The organism is Vibrio sp. 1159, from assembly GCF_033340395.1.
GTDB lineage: Bacteria > Pseudomonadota > Gammaproteobacteria > Enterobacterales > Vibrionaceae > Vibrio > Vibrio alginolyticus.
The window spans coordinates 25,891-47,467 of record NZ_JAWOWL010000019.1; the positions used below are offsets into that span (position 1 = coordinate 25,891).

Below are 21,577 nucleotides of genomic sequence, written 5' to 3' on the forward strand. Positions count from 1 at the left end.
GCTCAGAGAACCTGTGATAGAATCTGCGACTTGAATGTGAGTAATAAGGCGTGTATTTTTGCTCGCCTATATACGTTATACCGAAACTTATCGTTGCAGGTGCTTCTCAGGTTTGATGTCTAAGAGGTCAGCTATTGTGAGCTTCGGTATAAATCTTAAATATTAAAGAGGATAAATCATGCGCATCATTCTTCTAGGTGCTCCAGGTGCAGGTAAAGGCACACAAGCAAACTTCATCATGGAAAAATACGGTATTCCACAAATCTCTACTGGTGATATGCTTCGTGCTGCTATCAAAGCAGGTACAGAGCTTGGTAAACAAGCTAAAGCTGTTATTGACGCTGGTCAGCTAGTTTCTGATGAAATCATCCTTGGTCTTATCAAAGAGCGCATCGCTCAAGAAGACTGTGCAAACGGTTTCCTACTAGATGGTTTCCCACGTACTATCCCTCAAGCTGACGGCCTAAAAGAAATGGGCGTAGACGTAGACTACGTTATCGAATTTGACGTTGCAGACGATGTGATTGTTGAGCGTATGGCTGGTCGTCGTGCTCACCTTCCTTCTGGTCGTACTTACCACGTGGTTTACAACCCGCCTAAAGTGGAAGGTAAAGATGATGTAACTGGTGAAGATCTTGTTGTTCGTGATGACGACAAAGAAGAAACAGTACGTGCTCGTCTAGGTGTTTACCACGAGCAAACTGCACCGCTAATCAACTACTACGGCAAAGAAGCTGAAGCAGGAAAGACTAAGTACCTTAAGTTTGATGGTACTAAGCAAGTAGCTGAAGTTAGTGCGGATATCGAGAAAGCACTATCTTAATTTGCTGAAGTCAAAAATTTAATATTTTGATATATTGAAAGCGGCCCAAGTGGTCGCTTTTTTTAGTTTACTCGTAAACATATATCTAATTAACTTCAGCTCGGCTATTCGTTACTTCGAGGTTACTTAAATATATGAACCAAGCCGTTTACCATGAATAGGATGTTATGAAAGAGAATAATAAACAGGGTGTACTCCTAGTTAACCTGGGAACTCCTGACGCACCAACCGCTCCTGCCGTAAAGCGCTTTTTAAGTCAGTTTCTTCATGATCACCGAGTGGTAGACATGACTCGATGGCTTTGGTGTCCACTATTGCACGGCGTTATCCTTCCTATCCGAGCTCCTAAAGTTGCCAAACTCTATCAATCAGTATGGATGGAAGAGGGCTCGCCGTTGATGGTGTACTCTAAACGCCAAACGGAAAAGTTGGCACAAAAGCTTGATATACCTGTAGAGCTTGGTATGACGTATGGTAACCCAAGTTTGCAATCAGGCTTTGAAGCCCTATTGGCGCAAGGCGTTGATGAAGTCATTGTTTTACCGTTGTATCCGCAATACTCGGGCACAACAACGGCAGCGGTTTCTGACGGAATCACTAAAGCATTTAAGAACCTGCCTGTGATGCCAGGCTTTAGCTTTATTCGTGATTATTACAATCACCCGAAATATATTGAAGCGTTAGCGCATTCAGTTCGTGAACATTGGCAAAAGAATGGTCAGGGAGATTACCTGCTGTGTTCTTATCATGGTATTCCAAAACGTTATGCTGACAATGGTGATGTTTACCCACAGCATTGTGAAGAGACGACTCGCTTGCTTGGGAAAGCGTTAGGTTTAAGCGAACAACAAATTGGCATGACGTATCAGTCCCGATTTGGGAGAGAAGAGTGGCTTCAACCTTATACCGATAAGACCCTAGAGGCACTTCCTGCAAAGGGTGTGAAAAATATTAATGTTGTGACCCCTGCATTTTCTTCAGATTGTTTAGAGACGTTGGAAGAGATCTCGGAAGAGTGTAAAGAGATTTTCCTTGAAGCAGGTGGTGAAAACTTTACCTACATCCCTTGTTTGAACGATAGTGAACTTCATATCGAGATGATGGTTGAGTTAGTTCAATCTAAACTTTAGATACAAAAAAGGGTCGCAATAGCGACCCTTTCTACGTTTAGTTGAGCGATCAAGCAACTTGTACTTGCTGCTCTTCTACTTGCTCTGCCGTGCTGTGCGTATTTTCAGCGCCATGCATCCAGCGAACGAGTGTATTAGAGAATAGGAGCAAAATTACGCCACTTACGGTTGCGCTGACCGCAATACCACTAAAGATAGCCATAGCGCCTAACTCGCCTACGTGAGAACCCACATAGCCCGCAACATAGTTAGCAATCGCATTACAGCCAAACCATGCACCCATCATAAGTGAAGCTAAGCGAAGCGGTGCTAATTTAGTCACCAATGAAAGACCAATTGGAGATAAACACAGCTCGCCTAATGTGTGGAAGAAGAAAGCGCCGACCAACCATAACATCGATGTTTTTACTGTTGTATCTCCACCTTGTTCTAGCACTGCGCCAACCATACAAAGGAAACCAATCGCTAAGAAAAATAGTGCCATTGCAAATTTCACTGGCGAAGTGGGTTCACGTTTACCCAATTTTACCCAAAGGACAGCCAGAACTGGCGCTAGAGTAATAATGAAAAATGGGTTTAGTGATTGGAACCACGCAGCAGGAACTTCAAAACCACCAATCATGCGATCAGTATATTGTTGAGTGTAGATGTTCATCAGGCCACCTGCTTGTTCAAAGCCTGCCCAGAAGACAATAGTGAATAAGCTCATGACCAGAATTACTTTTAGTCGATTCACTTCTTCTTTGGTGAGTGGCTGCTTCGTGGTGGCGTTTTTGTTATTTAGATCTCGTTTCGCCGCTGGTTCGCGGCCAATATCACCAAGCCATGATTGAGCCAGTACCATTTGCATCACTAGGCTAACCAGCATACCCACACCAGCGGCAACAAAGCCAGCTTTCCAACCGTAAGAGGTTGTCACAGAGCCAGAAACGACGCCGGCAAGTAATGCACCTAAGTTGATACCCATATAAAAGATAGTGAATGCGCCGTCACGACGGTTGTCACCTTCTTGATAAAGGTCGCCAACCATGGTTGAGATATTTGGCTTAAAGAGACCGTTACCAGTGATAAGTAGGCCAAGACCTAAATAGAAACTGTGTAGCGAACCAATACCTAAAGCATCAGCAGGAAGTGCAAGAGTAAACTGGCCGATGGCCATTAACGCGCCACCAAGCAAAATTGAGCGACGTTGACCTAAATAGTTATCTGCTAGGTAACCACCGATAAGAGGCGTGATATACACAAGCCCTGTGTATATGCCGTATAGGTCTAATGCGTCTTTGGTTGACCAGCCAAGGCCGCCATTCATTGTTGTATCAGTAAGGTAAAGCACGAGAATGGCACGCATTGCGTAGTAAGAAAAGCGTTCCCACAGTTCTGTACCGAACAATAAGAACAGGCCACGTGGATGACCAAAATATTGATGTTGGTTTGACATAAGCTCTTCTAATAATAGTTATTACATTTTTTAACGACTTCTACGTATACAATGCAATTCAACGAGTGACAAATAATAAAATTTTGCCATTCAACTATTTTTGTTTGTTAAGTGGCTGTTTTTGATTAGATTTGCAGATTATATGATGGTGTATTGGTTGTGTTACAAACTTAATTTCCATTTTTGCCTATGGACTTCTTTATCGTAAGTTGCTGAAAAATGTCGTTAATGCGAGCGATGTATAATCATACTTTTATAGATAAACTGAATATCAATGACTCAACTTTGGCTTAATGCTAGGATAAAAACAAAATAGAATTGGCTAGTAAAAAGATGAAACGTTGGTATCTACTTTATTGTAAACGTGGGGAGCAGGTTAGGGCGAAACAACACCTTGAAAATCAAGGTGTAGAGTGCTTTTATCCAACTGTAGAAGTTGAGAAGATTTTGCGCGGTAAAAGACAAAAAGTCGAGGAACCGCTGTTTCCTTGTTACGTATTCGCTTACTTTGATTATGAGCAAGGGCCAAACTTCACCTCAGTCCGCTCTACTCGAGGTGTTGTTGACTTTGTGCGTTTTGGTGCTCAACCGAAAGAAGTTCAAGGTGACTTGGTCTTCGAATTGATGCAGCTAGAAAAGTGTTGTAATGACAATACCGTTTCTGAATGTATGCCAAAACCAGGCGATCAAATTAGAGTTAAAAGCGGTCAATTTGCGGGCATAGATGCCATCTTCCAAGAACAAGATGGTGAGAAACGCTCAATTATGCTAGTTCAGATGATTACCAAGCGTGTGCCTGTCAGCATAGACAATAGTGATTTAGATTTAAAATAGCCTAATTCCATCAAACATAAAAAGAGGTGCAAAAGCACCTCTTTTTGATCGTATCTAATTTTTTGTCTGTTTTAAAAGGGTTGGACGAACCAACCCTTATCTTTATCGTAGAGAATTAGTATGAGTCGTTGTGAACGGTCTGTACTGCACGACCTGATGGGTCAACACAGTTTTGGAACGATTCATCCCATTCAATCGCCTTCGCTGAAGAACACGCTACTGAAGGGCCTCCTGGTACACACTCTGCTGCTGATGGAAGTGGGAATAACTCTTCAAAGATTTCACGGTACACGTAGCCTTCTTTTGTCGTTGGCGTGTTGTATGGGAATCGATATTGAGCTGTTTCCATCTGCTGGTCTGTCACTTTCTGTTCTGCTACTTCTTTCAGCGTATCGATCCAGCTGTAGCCAACGCCATCAGAGAACTGCTCTTTTTGACGCCATGCGATCGATTCTGGCAGGTAGTGCTCGAAGCACTCACGAAGGATGTGTTTCTCCATTTTACCGTTGCCACACATCTTGTCTGCTGGGTTCAAGCGCATTGCTACATCAATGAACTCTTTATCTAGGAAAGGTACGCGTCCTTCAACTCCCCATGCTGCCAGCGACTTGTTAGCACGAGCACAGTCGAACATGTTCAGAGCAAGCAGTTTACGCACAGTCTCCTCGTGGAACTCTTTCGCGTTTGGCGCTTTGTGGAAGTAAAGGTAGCCACCAAAGATTTCGTCAGCGCCCTCACCAGACAATACCATCTTGATACCCATCGCTTTGATCTTACGACCCATTAAGAACATAGGTGTTGATGCGCGGATAGTCGTCACGTCATACGTTTCAATGTGGTAAATCACGTCACGAATCGCGTCCAAACCTTCTTGAATCGTGTACGTCATTTCGTGGTGAACGGTACCAATTTGGTCGGCAACTTCGCGAGCGGCTTTCAGGTCAGGCGCGCCTTCTAGGCCAACAGCAAAAGAGTGCAGTTGAGGCCACCAAGCTTCAGACTTTTCATCATCTTCAATACGCATCGCTGCAAAGCGTTTTGCTACCGCAGATGTAATAGAAGAATCTAGACCGCCCGAAAGAAGTACACCGTAAGGCACGTCAGTCATTAGTTGGCGTTTAACAGCCGCTTCTAGCGCTTCAGTCAATTCTTCTTTGCTAGTGCTGTTACCTTGTACTGCTGCGTACTCGTTCCAGTCACGAACATAGTAACGTGTTGGCTCAGTATCTTTAGAGCTGTAATAGCTACCAGGAGGGAATTCACTTACTGTTTTACATACTGGAACAAGAGCCTTCATCTCTGATGCCACATAGTAGTTACCATGCTCATCGTGACCTTGATAAAGAGGGATAATACCAATATGGTCACGTCCGACTAAATACTCATCTTTTTCTTCGTCGTAGAGCACAAAAGCGAAAATACCGTTTAGTTCTTCAAGGAGATCTGCACCCATATCTTGGTAAAGTGCAAGAATGACTTCACAGTCTGAATCGGTTTGAAATTCGTACTTTCCTTCGTAACGAGCACGAATTTCTTTATGGTTGTAGATTTCACCATTGACGGCAAGGATGAGCTTCTTATCAGGGCTGTATAGCGGCTGTGCACCACTATTTAGACCAACAATCGCCAAGCGCTCGTGCGCTAAAATAGCACGCTCTGAAGAGTAAATCCCAGACCAGTCTGGGCCACGGTGACGAAGTTTTTTCGACATCTCTAATGCGATAGGGCGCAATGCGGCTGCATCGCTTTTAATGTCTAAAATGCCAAATACTGAACACATACTACATCCTTACTAAACTAAACAATTTCTAATCGGTATGGTTTAAATTTGCCATTACTAATAAAAAAAGCAACGTTTTGTGATTAAAAAAATGATAAAAGGCCTTGTTGTATGGAAAATATTTAACTCAACCGTTGTTTTGGTGAATGAGATCAAGGTTTGGTATAAAAACTATACAAAAAAGGCTTTCTATCAATAGAAAGCCTTCCGAAAAATATCAGTGCTGTTGCTTATTTAATTGGTGTGAATTTAGGTTGAAGTTGTTTACAGACGTGTCGAGCAAAACCGCTACCAGCTTCACTATAAATATTGAATGCTGCGTCAACGCCATTTTCAAGTAAGCCTTCCAATTGATCTGGGTATTCGGCGATAGCGGCAATTTGCCCCTTATATTTTCTGCGTTTAAGCTGCTCAAGTGCTGTTTGGTTACCTTGATGATGTGGCATTGCAAGCAGAACCAGTTTTACATGACCTGTATCTAAAATTCGCTCCCAGAAATCCGGGTCGGTGGCATCACCAGAAATCACATTTCTTCCTTCTGAACGATGATGATGTGCAGCGTCTTCACGAATTTCTATACCCAATGAAATTTTGCCATAGCGTGAACGTAGCTCATCATAAGCGCCCGTTCCAATACGCCCCATACCTAAGATCAATACTTGGGCATGACCTGGGTTGATGAGTTGGTCGCGTTGATTGAGCTTTTCTACCGCTGTCTCTTGCAGCCACTTACCTGAATGTTGATAAATTTTATGGCTAAGGCGGTTAAGTGGCGCGGAAATTACAAAGGATACCGACACCGCAACCGCAATCGCAGCAAGCATATCACTTGGCATCCAGCCCATTTTATAGGCCAACCCAGCAACAATAAGACCAAACTCACTGTAGTTAAATAGTGATAAAGAGGCGAGCAAAGAGGTACGTACTCGAAACTTAAAATGATTAATAGTGACGAAGTACAAGAGTCCTTTGATTGGTAGCAGTAAGATAAATAGCAGGGCGAGAACGACGCCATTCACGCTCAATGAGGCGGATAAACCAATGTTCAAAAAGAAGCAGACTAAAAAGAGCTCCTTCATATTGAATAATGACTTGGATAGTTCTGAGGCTTTTGGGTGACCTGCGAGTAGCATGCCTAAAATTAGCGCGCCCAAGTCTGGTTTCATCCCGACCAACTCGAATAGCCCAGCACCGACAACAAGCGCGAAGAAAATACCGAATAGCACCAGCATTTCGCCGTGGCCAACTTTATCGAGCAGCTTATAGAATAGGGGACGAAGGAAAGGCAGTGCGAACAAACCGATGGCATACCATTCTGGGACTTTTCCGGTTGAAGCAGTCAGGAATACTACGGCAAAAATATCTTGCATAACCAAGATACCGATCGCGAGTGTGCCGTAGGTCGCGTTCATTTCGCCTTTTTCTTGCAATGCTTTTACGGCAAAAACGGTACTAGAGAACGATAGTGCAAAAGCTAAAAGCAGGATTTGGCTGCCGTCCATACTGGCTAGCGAAGTCAAGCCCAGTAGTTTTAAGCCGGATAACGCTAGGGCAAAAAAAGCGGTAGAGAGTATGTTGTGGGCGGTTGCCCCTCCCCATATTTCTTTGGACAGCAGGGTTTTTACATCGAGTTTGAGTCCAATAGTAAACAGAAGAAGAGTAACACCAAGATCTGCGAGAGTGACAATAACGTCATTGCTTTGGTAACCAAATACATGCAAGCCAAATCCAGCTAGTAGAAAACCAACGAGGGGAGGGAGGCTGCATTTAAGCGCAATAAAACCAGCTAAAAAAGCGGCTGTAATTAGAATAATTTCCATACTGTTGAGCTGTATTCCTGATATACAAAAACGGGCTGTGAAAACACAGCCCGAGATTGTAACTCAATTGGTTGTATAAACTTAGTCTTCCAGTAACTTTTGTAACAAAACTCCGTTTAGCATAGCGCGTTTAATCATCGCAAATGCGCCCATCGTTGGCTGCTTATCAATGTGAGAAGCCACGATAGGGAGGTCGTTATGGAAAGTTTTAAGAGATTGATTCTCTACGTTGCGTTGAATTGCAGGGAAAACAATATCTTGTGCTGCAGTAATATCGCCAGCAATTACAATTTTCTGTGGATTAAATAAGTTAACCGTAATCGCAATCGCTTTACCTAGCTGGTTGCCCACTCGCACTAAACTCTGTTTCGCAAGTTCATCACCATTCATTGCGTGCTGACATACCGCTTCAATTGTGATGTTTTCAAGGTCGGTTAAGCTTGATTCGTATCCTTGAGTAATCAGTTGCTTCACTCGTTGAATAATCGCTGGGTTTGCAGCTACGGTTTCTAAACAGCCAAAGTTTCCACATTGGCATTGCTCACCAAGCGGGTCAATTTGGATATGACCAATTTCACCGACGTTGCGGTTAAAACCAAGAAAAACCTGGCCGTTAACGATAATACCTGCGCCAGTACCGCGGTGGACGCTAACCAAAATAGAATCCTGGCAGTCTTGGCTTGCTCCAAAGTAGTGCTCAGCCAACGCCATGCCACGTACGTCGTTGCCAACAAAGCATGCTGTATTAAACTTCTCTCCAACAATTTCACCGAGAGCAAGATTATCGATATCGGTATTAGGCATGTATTCGACCACGCCAGTTGTTGGGTTAACAAGGCCCGGTAAAGTGATGCCGATAGCGATGAGTTGATCAATTTTGTCTTCGCAACGGTTTACGAAATCTTTTAATAAATCGATAAGTCCTGCGATTAAGTCTGCTTGGTTAGTGTAGTGCAGTTCATGCTGATCTTCTGCCAGCGCGGTACCACCTAAATCGTATAAACTGAACTGTACGTAATCTCGACCTAAGCGAACGGCAATCGAATGAAAAGGTTTGACTTCAGTAGTCAAAGAGATCGCACGACGACCACCAGTTGAAGCTTGTTGGGCGACCTCCTTAATAAGGCCGCGCTCTAAAAGTTGGCGGGTTATTTTGGTAACACTAGCAGGCGCGAGCTGACTCACGTCCGCGACTTGAATACGGGAGATAGGACCTTGCTGATCAATCAGCCTATATACCGCAGCGCTGTTAAGCTGTTTTACTAAATCTACATTACCAATCTGTCCGCCATTCATGCTTAATTTTGCTCGTATTGTCCGTTAACAACCGTCGCTTTTACTTTAAAGTCACGATCGAAAATAGTCAGGTTTGCAACCATCCCTTTTCGAACTCGGCCAAGGCGATCCTCAACACCAATTGCTGTTGCTGGGTATAACGTGGCCATTCGTAGAGCTTCGTCTAAAGCGATCCCCGCGTGCTCAACTGAATTCTGAACTGCTTCAATCATTGTCAAAGCTGAGCCGCCTAGCGTGCCATTTTCATCAACACACTTACCATCTCGGTAATATACTTTCTTACCGACAAAAATAAAGTGATCAATGTTAGCACCTGCTGGAGCTGTGGCATCCGTCACCAAAACAAGCTTTTCACCTTTGATTTTATGAGCAATTCGGATGTTTGCGTAGTCGACGTGAAAACCATCAGCAATAATGCCAGCATATACGTCAGGAGTATCGTAAATTGCACCAACAACTCCTGGTTCACGACCAACCATTGGTGTCATTGCATTAAAGAGGTGTGTAGCAAAAGTAATGCCTGCTTCAAAGCTTTTACGTGCTTCGGCGTAGGTTGCATTTGTGTGGCCAATTGAAACCACGATGCCAGCAGCCTTTAATCGCGTAATATGCTCTGGGTCGTTATGCTCAGGTGCTAGTGTTACTTTCGCTACGATATCGGCGTTTGCGCAGATAAGGTCGATCATGCTTTCGTCTGATGGGCGAATAAAATCGACGTTATGGATGCCTTTTTTCGCGACGTTAAGGTAAGGACCTTCGAGGTGTAAGCCAAGCGATTGATTTTGATACTTGTTGTGGTACTCACGAGCTGCGGCAATTGCAGTTCGCATATCTTCATCAGATGATGTAATGAGTGTTGGCAGGAAGCTAGTACAGCCAGATTTGAGGTTTGCCTGGTGCATGATTTGCATGGTTTCAGGGGTAATTGCATCGTTTAGCATTACACCGCCACAACCGTTCAACTGCAGATCGATAAAGCCTGGACTTAGATTAGCGCCTGCAAGGTCTTTTACTTCGATGCTTTGAGGTAGCTCAGAAACCGGCACAATAGATTGAATAAGATCGTTTTCGATGATGACCGCATGATCGGTAAGAACATCACTACCGGTATAAATTTTACAGTTACTTAGCGCGTACATAGTCAGCTAGTCCTTATAGATGAGAATTCAATTTCTATATCGTTATCTAAGTAGAGACTGCTTCAGTCATATGGGTACTTAGTTTGTATCACTGAATTAGATAACGAGTCACATACAGCAAGTCGCGTTTTATCGATGTTATTGTCATAGTAACTAACTGAAAAGTAATAATTGTATGGTTTTTTATGATTCTTTTTCAGAGCAAAGTTACAGTGATTTACCCGCCTAGATACCAAAATAACACTGATTCTGCCTTGCATAAAGTGCGAGAATATTATCTTTAAAACGCCATTTTTTCGTATAATAAAATAAGTTTTATGATCTCGCTAGCAAAAACCTTCCGAAAGGGCAAATTGTGGTGATTATGATCACAAACGGTGAGCTTTTAATTTGCGGAGCAAAATTAATATCATAAACTTAGGATGACTAAATTGGACGGCTGAAATAAGTCATTCAACATAACATCTAATCCTATAGGGGGAACTTAAGGTGAACATTCTCGGATACTTCCAGAAGGTGGGTAAGGCGCTTATGGTGCCGGTTGCCACACTTCCTGCAGCAGCAATACTCATGGGTATTGGCTACTGGATCGACCCAAATGGCTGGGGCGCAAACAGTGCACTTGCTGCATTTCTTATTAAAGCTGGTGCAGCGATCATTGACAACATGTCAGTATTGTTCGCTGTTGGTGTTGCTTATGGAATGTCTAAAGACAAAGATGGCGCCGCTGCACTTTCAGGTTTCGTGGGCTTCTTAGTTGTCACAACGCTTTTGGCCCCTGGTGCAGTATCAAAAATTCAAGGCATTGACCCAAGTGAAGTACCTGCTGCATTTGGTAAAATCAATAACCAGTTCGTCGGTATCTTGGTTGGTATTGTTTCTGCTGAGTTGTACAACCGTTTTTCTCACGTAGAGCTGCACAAAGCACTGGCGTTTTTCTCTGGTAAGCGTCTTGTACCTATCCTAACGTCTTTTGCTGGTATCGTTATTGCGTTCATCCTGATGTACGTTTGGCCATCAGTTTACGGCGGTCTGGTCAGTTTTGGCGAAAGCATTCAAGGTATGGGTGAAGCAGGTGCAGGTGTTTACGCATTCTTCAACCGTCTTCTAATTCCTGTTGGTCTGCACCATGCACTAAACTCAGTGTTCTGGTTTGATGTTGCTGGTATTAATGACATTCCAAACTTCCTTGGCGGTGCGAAATCATTAGCTGAAGGCACGGCAACGGTAGGTGTTACGGGGATGTACCAAGCGGGCTTCTTCCCAATCATGATGTTTGGTTTACCAGGCGCTGCTCTAGCGATGTACCATACAGCGAAATCAAAGAATAAAGAGAAAGTGGCATCTATCATGATTGCGGCTGCGTTTGCTTCATTCTTTACAGGTGTAACAGAACCACTTGAATTTGCATTCATGTTCCTTGCTCCAGGACTGTACGTTCTTCACGCAGCGCTGACTGGTCTATCAGTTTATATCGCGGCATCAATGCAGTGGATTGCAGGTTTCGGTTTCTCTGCTGGTTTAGTCGACTTAGTATTGTCGACTCGTAACCCGCTAGCGGTAAACTGGTACATGCTCATTGTACAAGGTCTTGGTTTCTTTGCGGTTTACTACTTCGTGTTCCGTACCGTGATTGTTAAGTTTGGCCTTAAAACACCGGGACGTGAAGATGATGAAGAAGCTTCATCTAACGTGGCTGGATCAAGCAATTCTTCAGAGCTTGCTCGTCAGTACTTGAAGGCACTTGGCGGTCATGACAACCTAAGTTCTATCGATGCCTGTATTACTCGTTTGCGCCTTTCTGTGAAGGATATGAGCGTTATCAATGAGAAAACTCTGAAAGATCTTGGAGCTATGGGAGTTGTGAAGCTAGGTACAAACAACCTACAAGTTATCCTTGGTCCACTAGCAGAGATTGTTGCTGGTGAGATGAAGAATGTATCTAAAGATGAAGACTTAAGTGGTGTTCAGTTACCAGCTTAACTGTTTAATAGTGGTGCGATTGTTTGTTATTGGTATTGCAAACAATTGATACTACAACATCGCAAAAGGCCTCCGCAGGGGGCCTTTTTTCGTTTAGGCCCTTTGAATCTGCTTTGCTTTCACGCTAACTCGATAAATATTGTCGTTTTAGAGCGAGTTCTTGTTGTCTAATTGCTTAGAATTGTGGATCATTAGGAACAATGTACTCTGTGAAACCATACTTGGATACAGGGTTCCGTTTTCTCTGACAATACTAATATTTTTGAGGTGCTATAGATGAGTGAAGCTGATGCTCGTCCATCAAACTTTATTCGCCAGATCATTGATAAAGATCTAGCGGATGGTAAACACACTAGCGTGCATACTCGATTCCCGCCGGAGCCAAATGGCTACCTGCATATCGGTCATGCTAAGTCTATCTGTTTGAACTTCGGTATTGCTCAGGACTACCAGGGTCAATGTAATCTGCGTTTCGACGATACAAACCCTGAAAAAGAAGACATCGAATACGTTGAGTCTATCAAGAAAGATGTAAACTGGTTGGGCTTTGAGTGGAGTGGTGAAGTATGTTACTCATCAAACTACTTCGATAAGCTTTACGAATATGCAATTGAATTGATTAACAAAGGCTTAGCGTATGTAGATGAGCTAAGTCCAGAGCAAATTCGTGAATACCGCGGCACACTAAAGGCGCCAGGTAAACCAAGTCCATACCGTGACCGTTCTGTTGAAGAGAACTTGGCGTTGTTTGAAAAAATGCGCGCTGGTGAATTTGAAGAAGGTAAAGCGTGTCTTCGTGCTAAAATCGACATGGGTTCTTCATTCATGGTCATGCGCGATCCAGTTTTATACCGTGTGCGTTTTGCTACGCACCACCAAACTGGTGATAAGTGGTGCATTTACCCAATGTACGACTTTACGCACTGTATTTCTGATGCACTAGAAGGCATTACGCACTCTATTTGTACGCTTGAATTCATGGATAACCGTCGTCTGTACGATTGGGTTCTAGACAACATCACGATCGAAAGCCGTCCACATCAATACGAGTTCAGTCGTTTAAACCTTGAATACACAGTGATGTCTAAGCGTAAGCTTAACCAGCTAGTTACTGAAAAACTGGTTAATGGTTGGGATGATCCACGTATGCCGACTGTCTCAGGTCTGCGTCGTCGTGGCTTCACACCTGCATCTATTCGTGAGTTTTGTAAGCGTATTGGTGTAACGAAGCAAGAAAATATGATCGAGTTTAGTTCATTAGAATCTTGTATTCGTGATGACCTAAACGAGAACGCTCCGCGTGCAATGGCTGTACTGGATCCTGTTAAAGTTGTTATCGAAAACTTTGAAGCAGGCGCAGTAGAAAACTTGACAGTTGCCAACCACCCAAATAAACCTGAAATGGGCGTGCGTGAAGTGCCATTCACGCGTGAATTGTGGATTGAGCGTGAAGACTTCCGTGAAGAAGCGAACAAAAAGTACAAGCGTTTAGTGCTAGGTAAAGAAGTTCGTTTACGTGGTGCTTACGTGATCAAAGCTGAGCGCGTTGAAAAAGATGCCGAAGGCAACATCACAACGATCTTCTGTTCTTACGATGCAGATACGCTAGGTAAAAACCCAGCAGATGGTCGTAAAGTGAAAGGCGTTATTCATTGGGTGTCAGCTGATAAAGCTCTTCCAGCGGAAATTCGTCTGTACGATCGTTTATTTACGGTGCCAAACCCAGGCGCAGCGGAAGATTTTGCTTCTACTATCAACCCTGAATCATTAGTTGTGATCAATGGCTTTGTCGAGCCTAGCCTAGCTTCTGCAGAAGCAGAAAAAGGTTACCAATTTGAACGTATGGGTTACTTCTGTGCAGACTCGAAAGACTCTTCAGCAGATAATCTAGTATTCAACCGCACGGTCGGTCTACGTGATACCTGGGCAAAAATTGAGAATCAATAATCTCGATTAATGCTGAGAATGATGAAAAAATGCCAGCAAACGCTGGCATTTTTTATACCTACTCCCACAGAGCGCTATATAGATGTGCAAGACTGTGGAGAAAAAGATGGGCGTTTAGTAGCTTTTGTTCTGTAACCAAAGTGCTGACGTCTAAGGTACTTACTTCTAGAAACAAAAAACGCCAGCATGTGCTGGCGTTTACTTTTTAAATTAACAAACCCTTATTTTTTCGGTTTGTGTGCATCTGGATTGTCTTTACAACCACCATCGCTACACTTGCCGTACAAGTATAAGCTGTGGTTTGTTAGTGTGACATTGTACTTAGCTGCAATCTCTTTTTGACGTTCTTCAATAAGATCGTCAGAAAATTCAATTACCTCACCACAGTCTAGGCACACTAGGTGGTCGTGGTGATGTTGAGTCGATAATTCGAAGACTGACTTTCCACCTTCAAAGTGGTGACGAGTTACAATACCAGCATCGTCGAACTGGTTTAGAACTCGGTAAACAGTTGCTAGGCCAATTTCTTCACCTAGATCAATCAACTTTTTGTACAAATCTTCAGCACTGATGTGCTGGCAGTCTGGCTGCTGAAGTACTTCTAGAATTTTTAGCCTCGGAAGGGTTACTTTTAAACCCGCATCCTTCAGCGCCTGATTATTATCTGACATATACTTTCCCGTTGGATCATCTGCAGCGATTTAACAGAATTCAATCTTCCTACCATTATAGGATAAGCGTTCGGAACATTAAACCACGAACTTCAAAGGGTTAATAGAATCTTTTTGTAAATTAGAAACAGGTCCATTATATTACAGCTCTGACCAGTTACAATTGTGTAACATTAAGCTTGGAGAGGGCAGGGATAGCGATGAATAGGCGACTAGCGAAGATATACAAACCAGGAATTGTAAAGTTCGCACTCAATATTTGGCCTCCTTTTTGGGGGGCGGGTATTAAAATCTTACATATTTCTCAAGACTTCCGTACTGTAAAGGTACGTTTAAAGCTTCGCTGGTGGAATAAAAATGCCAATCGCACCCAATATGGCGGCAGTATTTTCTCTTTAACTGATCCTATTTACTCGTTGATGCTGATGGGGATTCTACGAGAGGAATATTATGTGTGGGATAAAGAGGCAAGCATTAACTTTATTAAGCCGGGGCAAAGTGATTTGTTTGCAGAATTTGAGGTCACTGAAGGGATGCTGGAAAACATTTATCAAATGACACGGAATGGAGAAAAGTGTTTTCCTGAGTTTATTACTCATGTAAAAGATAAACAGGGGAATGTGGTTTCAGAGGTTCAACGCAAGCTTTATGTAAGAAAGAAACCTCAGTATCGCGAAGAGGAAGTACTTACCGATGCTGTGTGACAATACATACAAAAAGACCTCCAAGTGGAGGTCTTTGCATCATTCAATTTGATTAGCCTTCTAGCTCAGCTAAACACATCTCTTCATAGATCTGTTTAACCCAGCTTTCAACACGCTCGTCAGTCAATTCTGGTTGGCGGTCTTCATCAATACATAGACCTACGAATTGGCTTTCGTCACCTTCAACAAGTGCTTTAGACGCTTCAAATTCGTAGCCTTCTGTCGAGGTATGGCCAAGAATTGTGCCGCCTTTAGATTCAACGATATCACGGACTGTGCCCATCGCGTCACAGAAGTATTCTGCGTAGTCTTCTTGGTCGCCACAGCCAAAGATAGCCACTAGCTTAGTAGAGAAGTCGATTTGCTCAAGCTCAGGGAAGAAGTCATCCCAATCACATTGTGCTTCGCCGTAGTACCAAGTTGGGATACCTAGAAGAAGAAGATCGAAGTTATCAATGTCTTCTTTGCTGCTTTTCGCGATGTCTTGAACGTGAACTAGATGTTTACCTAGTTGCTTTTGAATCATCTTTGCAACGGCTTCAGTATTACCTGTGTCGCTACCGAAGAAGATACCTACACTTGCCATAGAGTCTATACCTTTACATTGTTTGTTATTGGCGATGCTACTAAGGGTTTAACCTAACCCTGAGCCTTCCCAAGTTAGCTGAATTACACCTTTTGCAATAAAGCCAGCACAGCCTAGGAAAAGGACTAACCACACAATACGACGACCAAAAACAGGTACATTGCCTTGCTTTAGCACATCTTTTATCGCCATCCCGATGAAAAAAAAGATAGCAGCAAAAAGAAGATCGAGTCCAATAGACTCGAGCATATCCATATAGTCGTAAAGCATTTTAGCCCTTCATGCCGAAAAATCTTGGGCGCACTATACCACTGTTAAACGGTAAAGTTAATGCACTACAAGAAGGGTTATTTCAATAATCTAGTGTTGCTTTTCGAATTTGTTAACTCGAAATGTATTTTCGAATGACTCTCATTACTTCTGTCGGTTTCTCGGCGTGTAACCAGTGACCAGTGCCAGCGATAATGTGTGCTTTAGCATGGTTAAATTGTCGCTTCACTGCCGGCTGATGTTCTGGCATTAAGTAGTCAGAGTCGCCGCCTTTGATAAACAAAGTTGGGATATCTGTTGGTGTGATTTCTTGCCAGCCAATAATTTGGTCATAATTCTCAAAAAGGCTCGGTACGTTAAACCGCCAATCCATCTTATCGCCATTTTTGTACAGTGATTTAGAGAGAAATTGTCTTACACCATCGAGTTCAATATGTTGAGCTAGGATATCCATGGCTTGCTGTCGATTTGCTGGTTTTTCATTAATAACAGCATGTAAGCCGTTAAAAACATTATCGTGACGGTTCGTAGTGTAGGCAACAGGCGCCATGTCGAGAACGACTAACTGCTTGACTACATTTGGCGCAATGTCCACAAGAGCCATCGCGACTTTTCCGCCCATGGAGTGACCAATAACAATAGATGGCTCAACGTTTAAGTGCTGAAGGAGCTGAGCCACATCTTTTGCCATATCGGTATAGTTATGGACTTCGGAGTGGAAAGAGAGGCCGTGATTTCTCAGATCAATACTGATCACCGTGTGATCTTTAATAAGATCGCGGGCGAGTAGACCCAGATTACTTAAACTACCAAACAATCCGTGAATCAAAACAACTGTTTGGCCTTGGCCTTCCTGCTTATAGTTGAGTAATGCTGACATTTTATCTTATTCGTGATGGGTTTAACGTGGAGTATCCGCGTGGATCTCGTTATAATCCCCCAGAGTTTAAACATTGAGAATGTGAAAAGCGAATGAAAACAATTGAGGTTGATGAGGATCTATACCGTTATATAGCTAGTCAAACTAAGCATATCGGTGAAAGCGCCTCGGATATTTTGCGACGCCTTTTAAACCTTGATGGTCAGTTGCAGGAAGCTAAAGCCGCGCCTGTAGTAGAGAAGCCACAAGGGATTGTAGTAAGTAAAGATGCGGGTAAAACGGAATCTGTTGATGTAGTGAAAGAAATGCGTTCGCTGCTTATTTCTGATGAGTTTGCCGGTCTAAAAAAAGCGATTGATCGCTTTATGTTGGTATTATCGACCTTACATAAATTGAATCCAGAAGGTTTCGCCCAGGCTACGAATGTAAAAGGACGCAAACGCGTGTACTTTGCAGATAATGAAGAAACCTTGCTAGCAAACGGTAATACGACCAAGCCAAAAGCCATTCCTGGCACACCGTTTTGGGTTATCACGAATAACAATACAAGTCGTAAAAGACAGATGGTTGAACAAGTGATGGCACACATGGGGTTCCAACCTGACTTAATAGAAAAAGTAACAGGTTCAATCTAAGAAACCTGATAGAAGCCTCATAATGCGTCGCAGTGAGCGGATATTATGAGGCTTTTTTAATTTTATTTGTATTGAAAGAAAGGATGTCAAACATGGCTATGCACCCTCGTGCTGGGCAAAAAGCGCAGCAGGAAGATCTTCACAATATCCCAGCACTCGTTGCTAACTACTTCTTACTTCAACCAGACGCGGCAAACGCAGAACACAAAGTTCAATTTGGTACTTCTGGCCACCGCGGTACTGCAGACAAGCACACTTTTAACGAAAACCACATTTTAGCGATCGCTCAAGCGGTAGCAGAAGTTCGTTCTGAGCAAGGCACAATTGGCCCGTTGTTTGTGGGTAAAGACACGCATGCGCTATCTGAGCCTGCTTTCTCAAGTGTGATTGAAGTACTGATTGCAAATGGTGTGAAAGTGATTGTCCAACAAGACAACGGTTACACGCCAACACCGGGTATTTCACACGCGATTCTGACTTACAACATCAAACACGATGAAAAAGCAGACGGTATCGTTATTACTCCATCACATAACCCACCACAAGACGGCGGTATCAAATACAATCCGACACATGGTGGTCCTGCAGAAGCTGAGTTGACTCAAGCTATCGAAGATCGTGCGAACGAACTGATTGCTGAAGGTTTACAAGGTGTGAAACGCCTACCACTAGCAGAAGCAAAAGCATCGGATCTGTTTGTAGAGATGGACTTGGTGAAGCCATACATCGATGACCTGGTGAACGTTATCGATATGGAAGCAATCCAAAAGGCGAACCTGAAGATTGGTGTAGATCCATTGGGTGGCAGCGGTATCGATTACTGGCGTCAAATTGGTCAGGCATACAACCTAGACCTAACGCTAGTAAGTGAATCGATCGATCCTTCTTTCCAATTCATGTCGCTAGATAAAGACGGCGTTGTGCGTATGGACTGTTCTTCTCCTTACGCAATGGCGGGTCTATTGGCACTGAAAGACGAATACGATTTAGCATTTGGTAACGATCCTGACTACGACCGTCACGGTATCGTTACGCCAAAAGGTTTGATGAACCCGAACCACTTCTTAGCCGTTTGTATTGACTACTTGTACCGTCATCGTGACGCGTGGGGTAAAGACGTCGCTGTTGGTAAAACACTAGTTTCAAGTGCGCTGATTGACCGTGTTGTTGCGGATCTAGGTCGTGAGCTATGTGAAGTGCCTGTTGGTTTCAAATGGTTTGTAGACGGTCTGTACACTGGTAAGTTTGGTTTCGGCGGCGAAGAAAGTGCTGGTGCGTCTTTCCTTCGTAAAGATGGCACACCTTGGTCAACAGACAAAGATGGCATCTTGCTATGCCTTCTAGCAGCAGAGATCACTGCGGTAACGGGTAAGAACCCTCAAGATTACTATGAAGAGCTAGCGGCGAAGCACGGTGAGTCGAAGTACAACCGTATTCAAGCTGTAGCAAATGGCCCACAAAAAGACGTATTGAAGAAGTTGTCACCAGAAATGGTTGCGGCTGAAACTCTAGCAGGTGATGCGATCACTGCTCGTCTAACGCATGCACCAGGCAATGGTGCTGCGATTGGTGGCCTTAAAGTAACGACGGCTAACGGTTGGTTCGCTGCTCGTCCATCAGGCACAGAGGACATCTACAAGATTTACTGTGAAAGCTTCAAAGGTGAAGAACATCTGAAACAAATCGAAGCTGAAGCACAAGAGATCGTTAATCAAGTGTTTGCAGCCGCTGGTTTGTAAAACATCCAATGGTCAATGTATCTAGCAAAGGGTTGATGTGAAAACATCAACCCTTTCATGTTTAAGTGCCCCGAACCGCTTTATCTCCGGGCCATGAATCTGGTACCACAAACCAGAATTGACCGTCTTCCGTTTGTGCGTGTATGAATCGATCTAAAGGCTTTTCAATAGGTTGAGAGAAATCGTCTGTACCGGTCGCCCAGCATGGTTTATGTAAATGATAAAGGGGTTTACCAATTAAATCCCATTGACGTTGATAGCACCAGTAACCACTAATCTGACTTGGATTTAATTCATAACCCAAGCACTCCTTAGGAGTTGGCTCTGGAGTAAACGGATTAATATAGAGTCGTCCTTGCATCATTAGGCGCTCTTCTGGAGAGTCGTTTAAAGGAATTATTTTTTGAAATTCCGGGCGATCGCTCATTTTCAGCTGATGCGTGAGCATTCTATCCAATTTTACATGTAACTGGTCGTGAGCATTCGGGCCATACCAAATGCCGTTGTAAAGAAGATAAAACTTAATCGCCACTTCCCAATGTTCTATCTGATTTGATTCTGTATTCCTCAACACTAAATCGACAGCACCAATGGTCTTACCTTCCGCGTCGTTTAACTGAATTTCTTCGGCAATAATCTGATATCGTTCTGAATTAGAAAGAGCCGCAGTGCATAGGTGCTGATATAAAAAACCCAGTCTCGGATTACCATTGTATTGTTCTGAGCTATTCAAAGGTTTGACCGAGATATCTTCTAAGGTTGCAAACGGAGGGGTTAACTTGAAAAGCGGAGGTGAAGTGGCGATCCATTGGTAAAAGCGTTGCAGTTGGTTCATCCGTATCCCTAAATTTATGGTGAGGCGACAAGCTTTGTTATTGTAACTAAATTTGCTTTTGAGGGTAGGGTGGCTAGCATCGATATTAGGGTTCGAGGTACACTTTAAAGACCTAAATGATATCAAGGTGCCAGATGTCAAAACGTTGTTGTATCAACTAGGTTGCATTCTTTCGTCTGATTCCATCAAGAGGTTATTTAGGTTTACATGCGCTAGAAATTGGAAGTAATAATGAATAACTTAAAGCTAGAACAGATTCTTAATGACAAACTGTCACCGCAGTTAATTAAAGATTACGCACCAAATGGGTTACAGGTAGAAGGGAAATCAGCGGTAAAGCGTGTTATCACTGGCGTAACCGCCTCTCAAGCCTTAATCGATAAAGCGATTGAGCTTAATGCAGACGCATTGCTTGTTCATCATGGCTATTTTTGGAAAGGTGAGCCTGAGCCAATTCGTGGCATGAAAGGTAAACGAATTCGTAGTCTGATCAAAAACGATATCAACTTATATGGTTATCACCTTCCTCTAGATATTCATCCAGAGCTAGGCAACAACGCTGAATTAGCTCGCTTACTTGAAATCGAAGTAGAAGGTGGGCTTGAAGGGCACCCTCAGTCAGTTGTTATGTTTGGGCGCTTGAAAAAGCCGATGTCTGGTGTTGAATTTGCGAGTAAGATCAACCAAGTTCTTGATAGAGAGCCTCTGCATATCGCTCCAGAGAATACCGATAAGATGATTGAGACAGTCGGCTGGTGCACTGGTGGAGGGCAGGATTTCATTGAACTTGCTGTACAGCACGGGCTGGATGCATTTATCTCTGGAGAAATTTCAGAGCGCACCACTTATACCGCTCGTGAAATGGACATTCATTACTTTGCTGCAGGTCATCATGCTACTGAGCGTTATGGTGTTCAGGCCTTAGGCAAATGGCTAGCGGATGAATATGGCCTACATGTGGAGTTTATCGATATTGATAATCCGGTTTAGCGTTCTCCATTAATAACGTTAAACGCAAAAAAGAAAAAAGGGTTGAGACGAAAATCTCAACCCTTTTGTTTGTCTAT

Annotated in this window: 19 protein-coding genes; 9 read left to right on the forward strand and 10 right to left on the reverse strand. The window is 43.3% G+C overall.

Features of this window, described 5'->3' with window-relative positions; genetic code table 11:
• The first annotated feature begins 178 nt into the window (after positions 1 to 178).
• Complete coding sequence (gene adk / locus R7127_RS15380) at positions 179 to 823, forward strand: adenylate kinase (protein ID WP_005382094.1); 645 nt, start codon at positions 179 to 181, stop codon at positions 821 to 823.
• Between the two features lie 167 nt (positions 824 to 990).
• On the forward strand, positions 991 to 1,953 hold the full coding sequence (gene hemH / locus R7127_RS15385; RefSeq protein ID WP_064353706.1) for a ferrochelatase: 963 nt from the start codon (positions 991 to 993) through the stop codon (positions 1,951 to 1,953).
• A gap of 49 nt (positions 1,954 to 2,002) precedes the next feature.
• Here the strand turns inward: hemH and R7127_RS15390 are convergent, their stop codons facing one another.
• Positions 2,003 to 3,391, reverse strand: a complete 1,389-nt coding sequence (locus tag R7127_RS15390; protein ID WP_005382097.1) for a peptide MFS transporter — start codon at positions 3,389 to 3,391, stop codon at positions 2,003 to 2,005.
• A gap of 333 nt (positions 3,392 to 3,724) precedes the next feature.
• Here R7127_RS15390 and rfaH point away from each other — a divergent pair, with 333 nt between their 5' ends.
• Positions 3,725 to 4,225 (forward strand): transcription/translation regulatory transformer protein RfaH, encoded by a 501-nt coding sequence (gene rfaH, locus R7127_RS15395; RefSeq protein WP_005382098.1) that lies wholly within the window; start codon positions 3,725 to 3,727, stop codon positions 4,223 to 4,225.
• A gap of 115 nt (positions 4,226 to 4,340) precedes the next feature.
• Here the strand turns inward: rfaH and asnB are convergent, their stop codons facing one another.
• The 4 genes from asnB to nagA all read right to left on the reverse strand — a co-directional run bounded on the left by asnB (position 4,341) and on the right by nagA (position 10,260).
• A complete protein-coding gene (asnB, locus tag R7127_RS15400; protein WP_005384979.1) occupies positions 4,341 to 6,005 on the reverse strand; it encodes an asparagine synthase B in 1,665 nt (554 codons plus the stop codon).
• A 230-nt stretch (positions 6,006 to 6,235) separates the two neighbouring features.
• On the reverse strand, positions 6,236 to 7,825 hold the full coding sequence (locus tag R7127_RS15405) for a cation:proton antiporter family protein (protein WP_318142042.1): 1,590 nt from the start codon (positions 7,823 to 7,825) through the stop codon (positions 6,236 to 6,238).
• 81 nt (positions 7,826 to 7,906) lie between these two features.
• On the reverse strand, positions 7,907 to 9,121 hold the full coding sequence (gene nagC / locus R7127_RS15410; protein ID WP_025766988.1) for a DNA-binding transcriptional regulator NagC: 1,215 nt from the start codon (positions 9,119 to 9,121) through the stop codon (positions 7,907 to 7,909).
• Between the two features lie 2 nt (positions 9,122 to 9,123).
• Complete coding sequence (nagA, locus tag R7127_RS15415) at positions 9,124 to 10,260, reverse strand: N-acetylglucosamine-6-phosphate deacetylase (protein WP_171343129.1); 1,137 nt, start codon at positions 10,258 to 10,260, stop codon at positions 9,124 to 9,126.
• Positions 10,261 to 10,749: 489 nt separating this feature from the next.
• Here nagA and nagE point away from each other — a divergent pair, with 489 nt between their 5' ends.
• On the forward strand, positions 10,750 to 12,243 hold the full coding sequence (gene nagE / locus R7127_RS15420; RefSeq protein ID WP_318142043.1) for an N-acetylglucosamine-specific PTS transporter subunit IIBC: 1,494 nt from the start codon (positions 10,750 to 10,752) through the stop codon (positions 12,241 to 12,243).
• A gap of 276 nt (positions 12,244 to 12,519) precedes the next feature.
• Positions 12,520 to 14,190: a glutamine--tRNA ligase gene (glnS, locus tag R7127_RS15425; RefSeq protein ID WP_005382124.1), complete on the forward strand. Its 1,671-nt coding sequence runs from the start codon at positions 12,520 to 12,522 to the stop codon at positions 14,188 to 14,190.
• Between the two features lie 221 nt (positions 14,191 to 14,411).
• Here the strand turns inward: glnS and fcrX are convergent, their stop codons facing one another.
• Entirely contained in the window at positions 14,412 to 14,861 is a 450-nt protein-coding gene (gene fcrX / locus R7127_RS15430) for a ferric iron uptake transcriptional regulator FcrX (RefSeq protein ID WP_005382141.1), read from the reverse strand.
• A gap of 200 nt (positions 14,862 to 15,061) precedes the next feature.
• Here fcrX and R7127_RS15435 point away from each other — a divergent pair, with 200 nt between their 5' ends.
• The gene (locus R7127_RS15435) at positions 15,062 to 15,565 is read left to right on the forward strand and encodes a DUF4442 domain-containing protein (protein WP_005382144.1); all 504 of its coding nucleotides are present in this window, start codon (positions 15,062 to 15,064) and stop codon (positions 15,563 to 15,565) included.
• Positions 15,566 to 15,617: 52 nt separating this feature from the next.
• On the opposite strand, the gene fldA is transcribed toward R7127_RS15435, so the two are convergent.
• From fldA to R7127_RS15450, 3 genes are all read right to left on the reverse strand, one after another.
• Complete coding sequence (gene fldA, locus R7127_RS15440; protein ID WP_005382146.1) at positions 15,618 to 16,151, reverse strand: flavodoxin FldA; 534 nt, start codon at positions 16,149 to 16,151, stop codon at positions 15,618 to 15,620.
• 48 nt (positions 16,152 to 16,199) lie between these two features.
• Positions 16,200 to 16,421, reverse strand: coding sequence for a DUF2788 domain-containing protein (locus R7127_RS15445; RefSeq protein ID WP_005393038.1), 222 nt, complete (start codon positions 16,419 to 16,421; stop codon positions 16,200 to 16,202).
• Positions 16,422 to 16,533: 112 nt separating this feature from the next.
• Positions 16,534 to 17,301, reverse strand: a complete 768-nt coding sequence (locus R7127_RS15450; protein WP_017819953.1) for an alpha/beta fold hydrolase — start codon at positions 17,299 to 17,301, stop codon at positions 16,534 to 16,536.
• 92 nt (positions 17,302 to 17,393) lie between these two features.
• On the opposite strand from R7127_RS15450, the gene seqA reads away from it, so the two are divergent.
• Complete coding sequence (gene seqA / locus R7127_RS15455) at positions 17,394 to 17,936, forward strand: replication initiation negative regulator SeqA (RefSeq protein ID WP_005382149.1); 543 nt, start codon at positions 17,394 to 17,396, stop codon at positions 17,934 to 17,936.
• A gap of 92 nt (positions 17,937 to 18,028) precedes the next feature.
• Positions 18,029 to 19,675 carry a phosphoglucomutase (alpha-D-glucose-1,6-bisphosphate-dependent) gene (pgm, locus tag R7127_RS15460; RefSeq protein ID WP_033906916.1) on the forward strand — a complete coding sequence of 549 codons (1,647 nt, stop codon included), beginning with the start codon at positions 18,029 to 18,031 and terminating at the stop codon, positions 19,673 to 19,675.
• A 61-nt stretch (positions 19,676 to 19,736) separates the two neighbouring features.
• On the opposite strand, the gene R7127_RS15465 is transcribed toward pgm, so the two are convergent.
• Entirely contained in the window at positions 19,737 to 20,510 is a 774-nt protein-coding gene (locus tag R7127_RS15465) for a DUF1853 family protein (protein WP_033906915.1), read from the reverse strand.
• A 231-nt stretch (positions 20,511 to 20,741) separates the two neighbouring features.
• On the opposite strand from R7127_RS15465, the gene R7127_RS15470 reads away from it, so the two are divergent.
• On the forward strand, positions 20,742 to 21,500 hold the full coding sequence (locus R7127_RS15470) for a Nif3-like dinuclear metal center hexameric protein (RefSeq protein ID WP_033906914.1): 759 nt from the start codon (positions 20,742 to 20,744) through the stop codon (positions 21,498 to 21,500).
• The last annotated feature ends 77 nt before the right edge of the window (positions 21,501 to 21,577 follow it).

Coding starts and splice junctions, on each gene's coding strand:
- adk (WP_005382094.1), top strand. CDS start 179: ATGCGCATCATTCTTCTAGGTGCTCCAGGTGCAGGTAAAGGCACACAA.
- hemH (WP_064353706.1), top strand. CDS start 991: ATGAAAGAGAATAATAAACAGGGTGTACTCCTAGTTAACCTGGGAACT.
- R7127_RS15390 (WP_005382097.1), bottom strand. CDS start 3,391: ATGTCAAACCAACATCAATATTTTGGTCATCCACGTGGCCTGTTCTTA.
- rfaH (WP_005382098.1), top strand. CDS start 3,725: ATGAAACGTTGGTATCTACTTTATTGTAAACGTGGGGAGCAGGTTAGG.
- asnB (WP_005384979.1), bottom strand. CDS start 6,005: ATGTGTTCAGTATTTGGCATTTTAGACATTAAAAGCGATGCAGCCGCA.
- R7127_RS15405 (WP_318142042.1), bottom strand. CDS start 7,825: ATGGAAATTATTCTAATTACAGCCGCTTTTTTAGCTGGTTTTATTGCG.
- nagC (WP_025766988.1), bottom strand. CDS start 9,121: ATGAATGGCGGACAGATTGGTAATGTAGATTTAGTAAAACAGCTTAAC.
- nagA (WP_171343129.1), bottom strand. CDS start 10,260: ATGTACGCGCTAAGTAACTGTAAAATTTATACCGGTAGTGATGTTCTT.
- glnS (WP_005382124.1), top strand. CDS start 12,520: ATGAGTGAAGCTGATGCTCGTCCATCAAACTTTATTCGCCAGATCATT.
- fcrX (WP_005382141.1), bottom strand. CDS start 14,861: ATGTCAGATAATAATCAGGCGCTGAAGGATGCGGGTTTAAAAGTAACC.
- R7127_RS15435 (WP_005382144.1), top strand. CDS start 15,062: ATGAATAGGCGACTAGCGAAGATATACAAACCAGGAATTGTAAAGTTC.
- fldA (WP_005382146.1), bottom strand. CDS start 16,151: ATGGCAAGTGTAGGTATCTTCTTCGGTAGCGACACAGGTAATACTGAA.
- R7127_RS15445 (WP_005393038.1), bottom strand. CDS start 16,421: ATGCTTTACGACTATATGGATATGCTCGAGTCTATTGGACTCGATCTT.
- R7127_RS15450 (WP_017819953.1), bottom strand. CDS start 17,301: ATGTCAGCATTACTCAACTATAAGCAGGAAGGCCAAGGCCAAACAGTT.
- seqA (WP_005382149.1), top strand. CDS start 17,394: ATGAAAACAATTGAGGTTGATGAGGATCTATACCGTTATATAGCTAGT.
- pgm (WP_033906916.1), top strand. CDS start 18,029: ATGGCTATGCACCCTCGTGCTGGGCAAAAAGCGCAGCAGGAAGATCTT.
- R7127_RS15465 (WP_033906915.1), bottom strand. CDS start 20,510: ATGAACCAACTGCAACGCTTTTACCAATGGATCGCCACTTCACCTCCG.
- R7127_RS15470 (WP_033906914.1), top strand. CDS start 20,742: ATGAATAACTTAAAGCTAGAACAGATTCTTAATGACAAACTGTCACCG.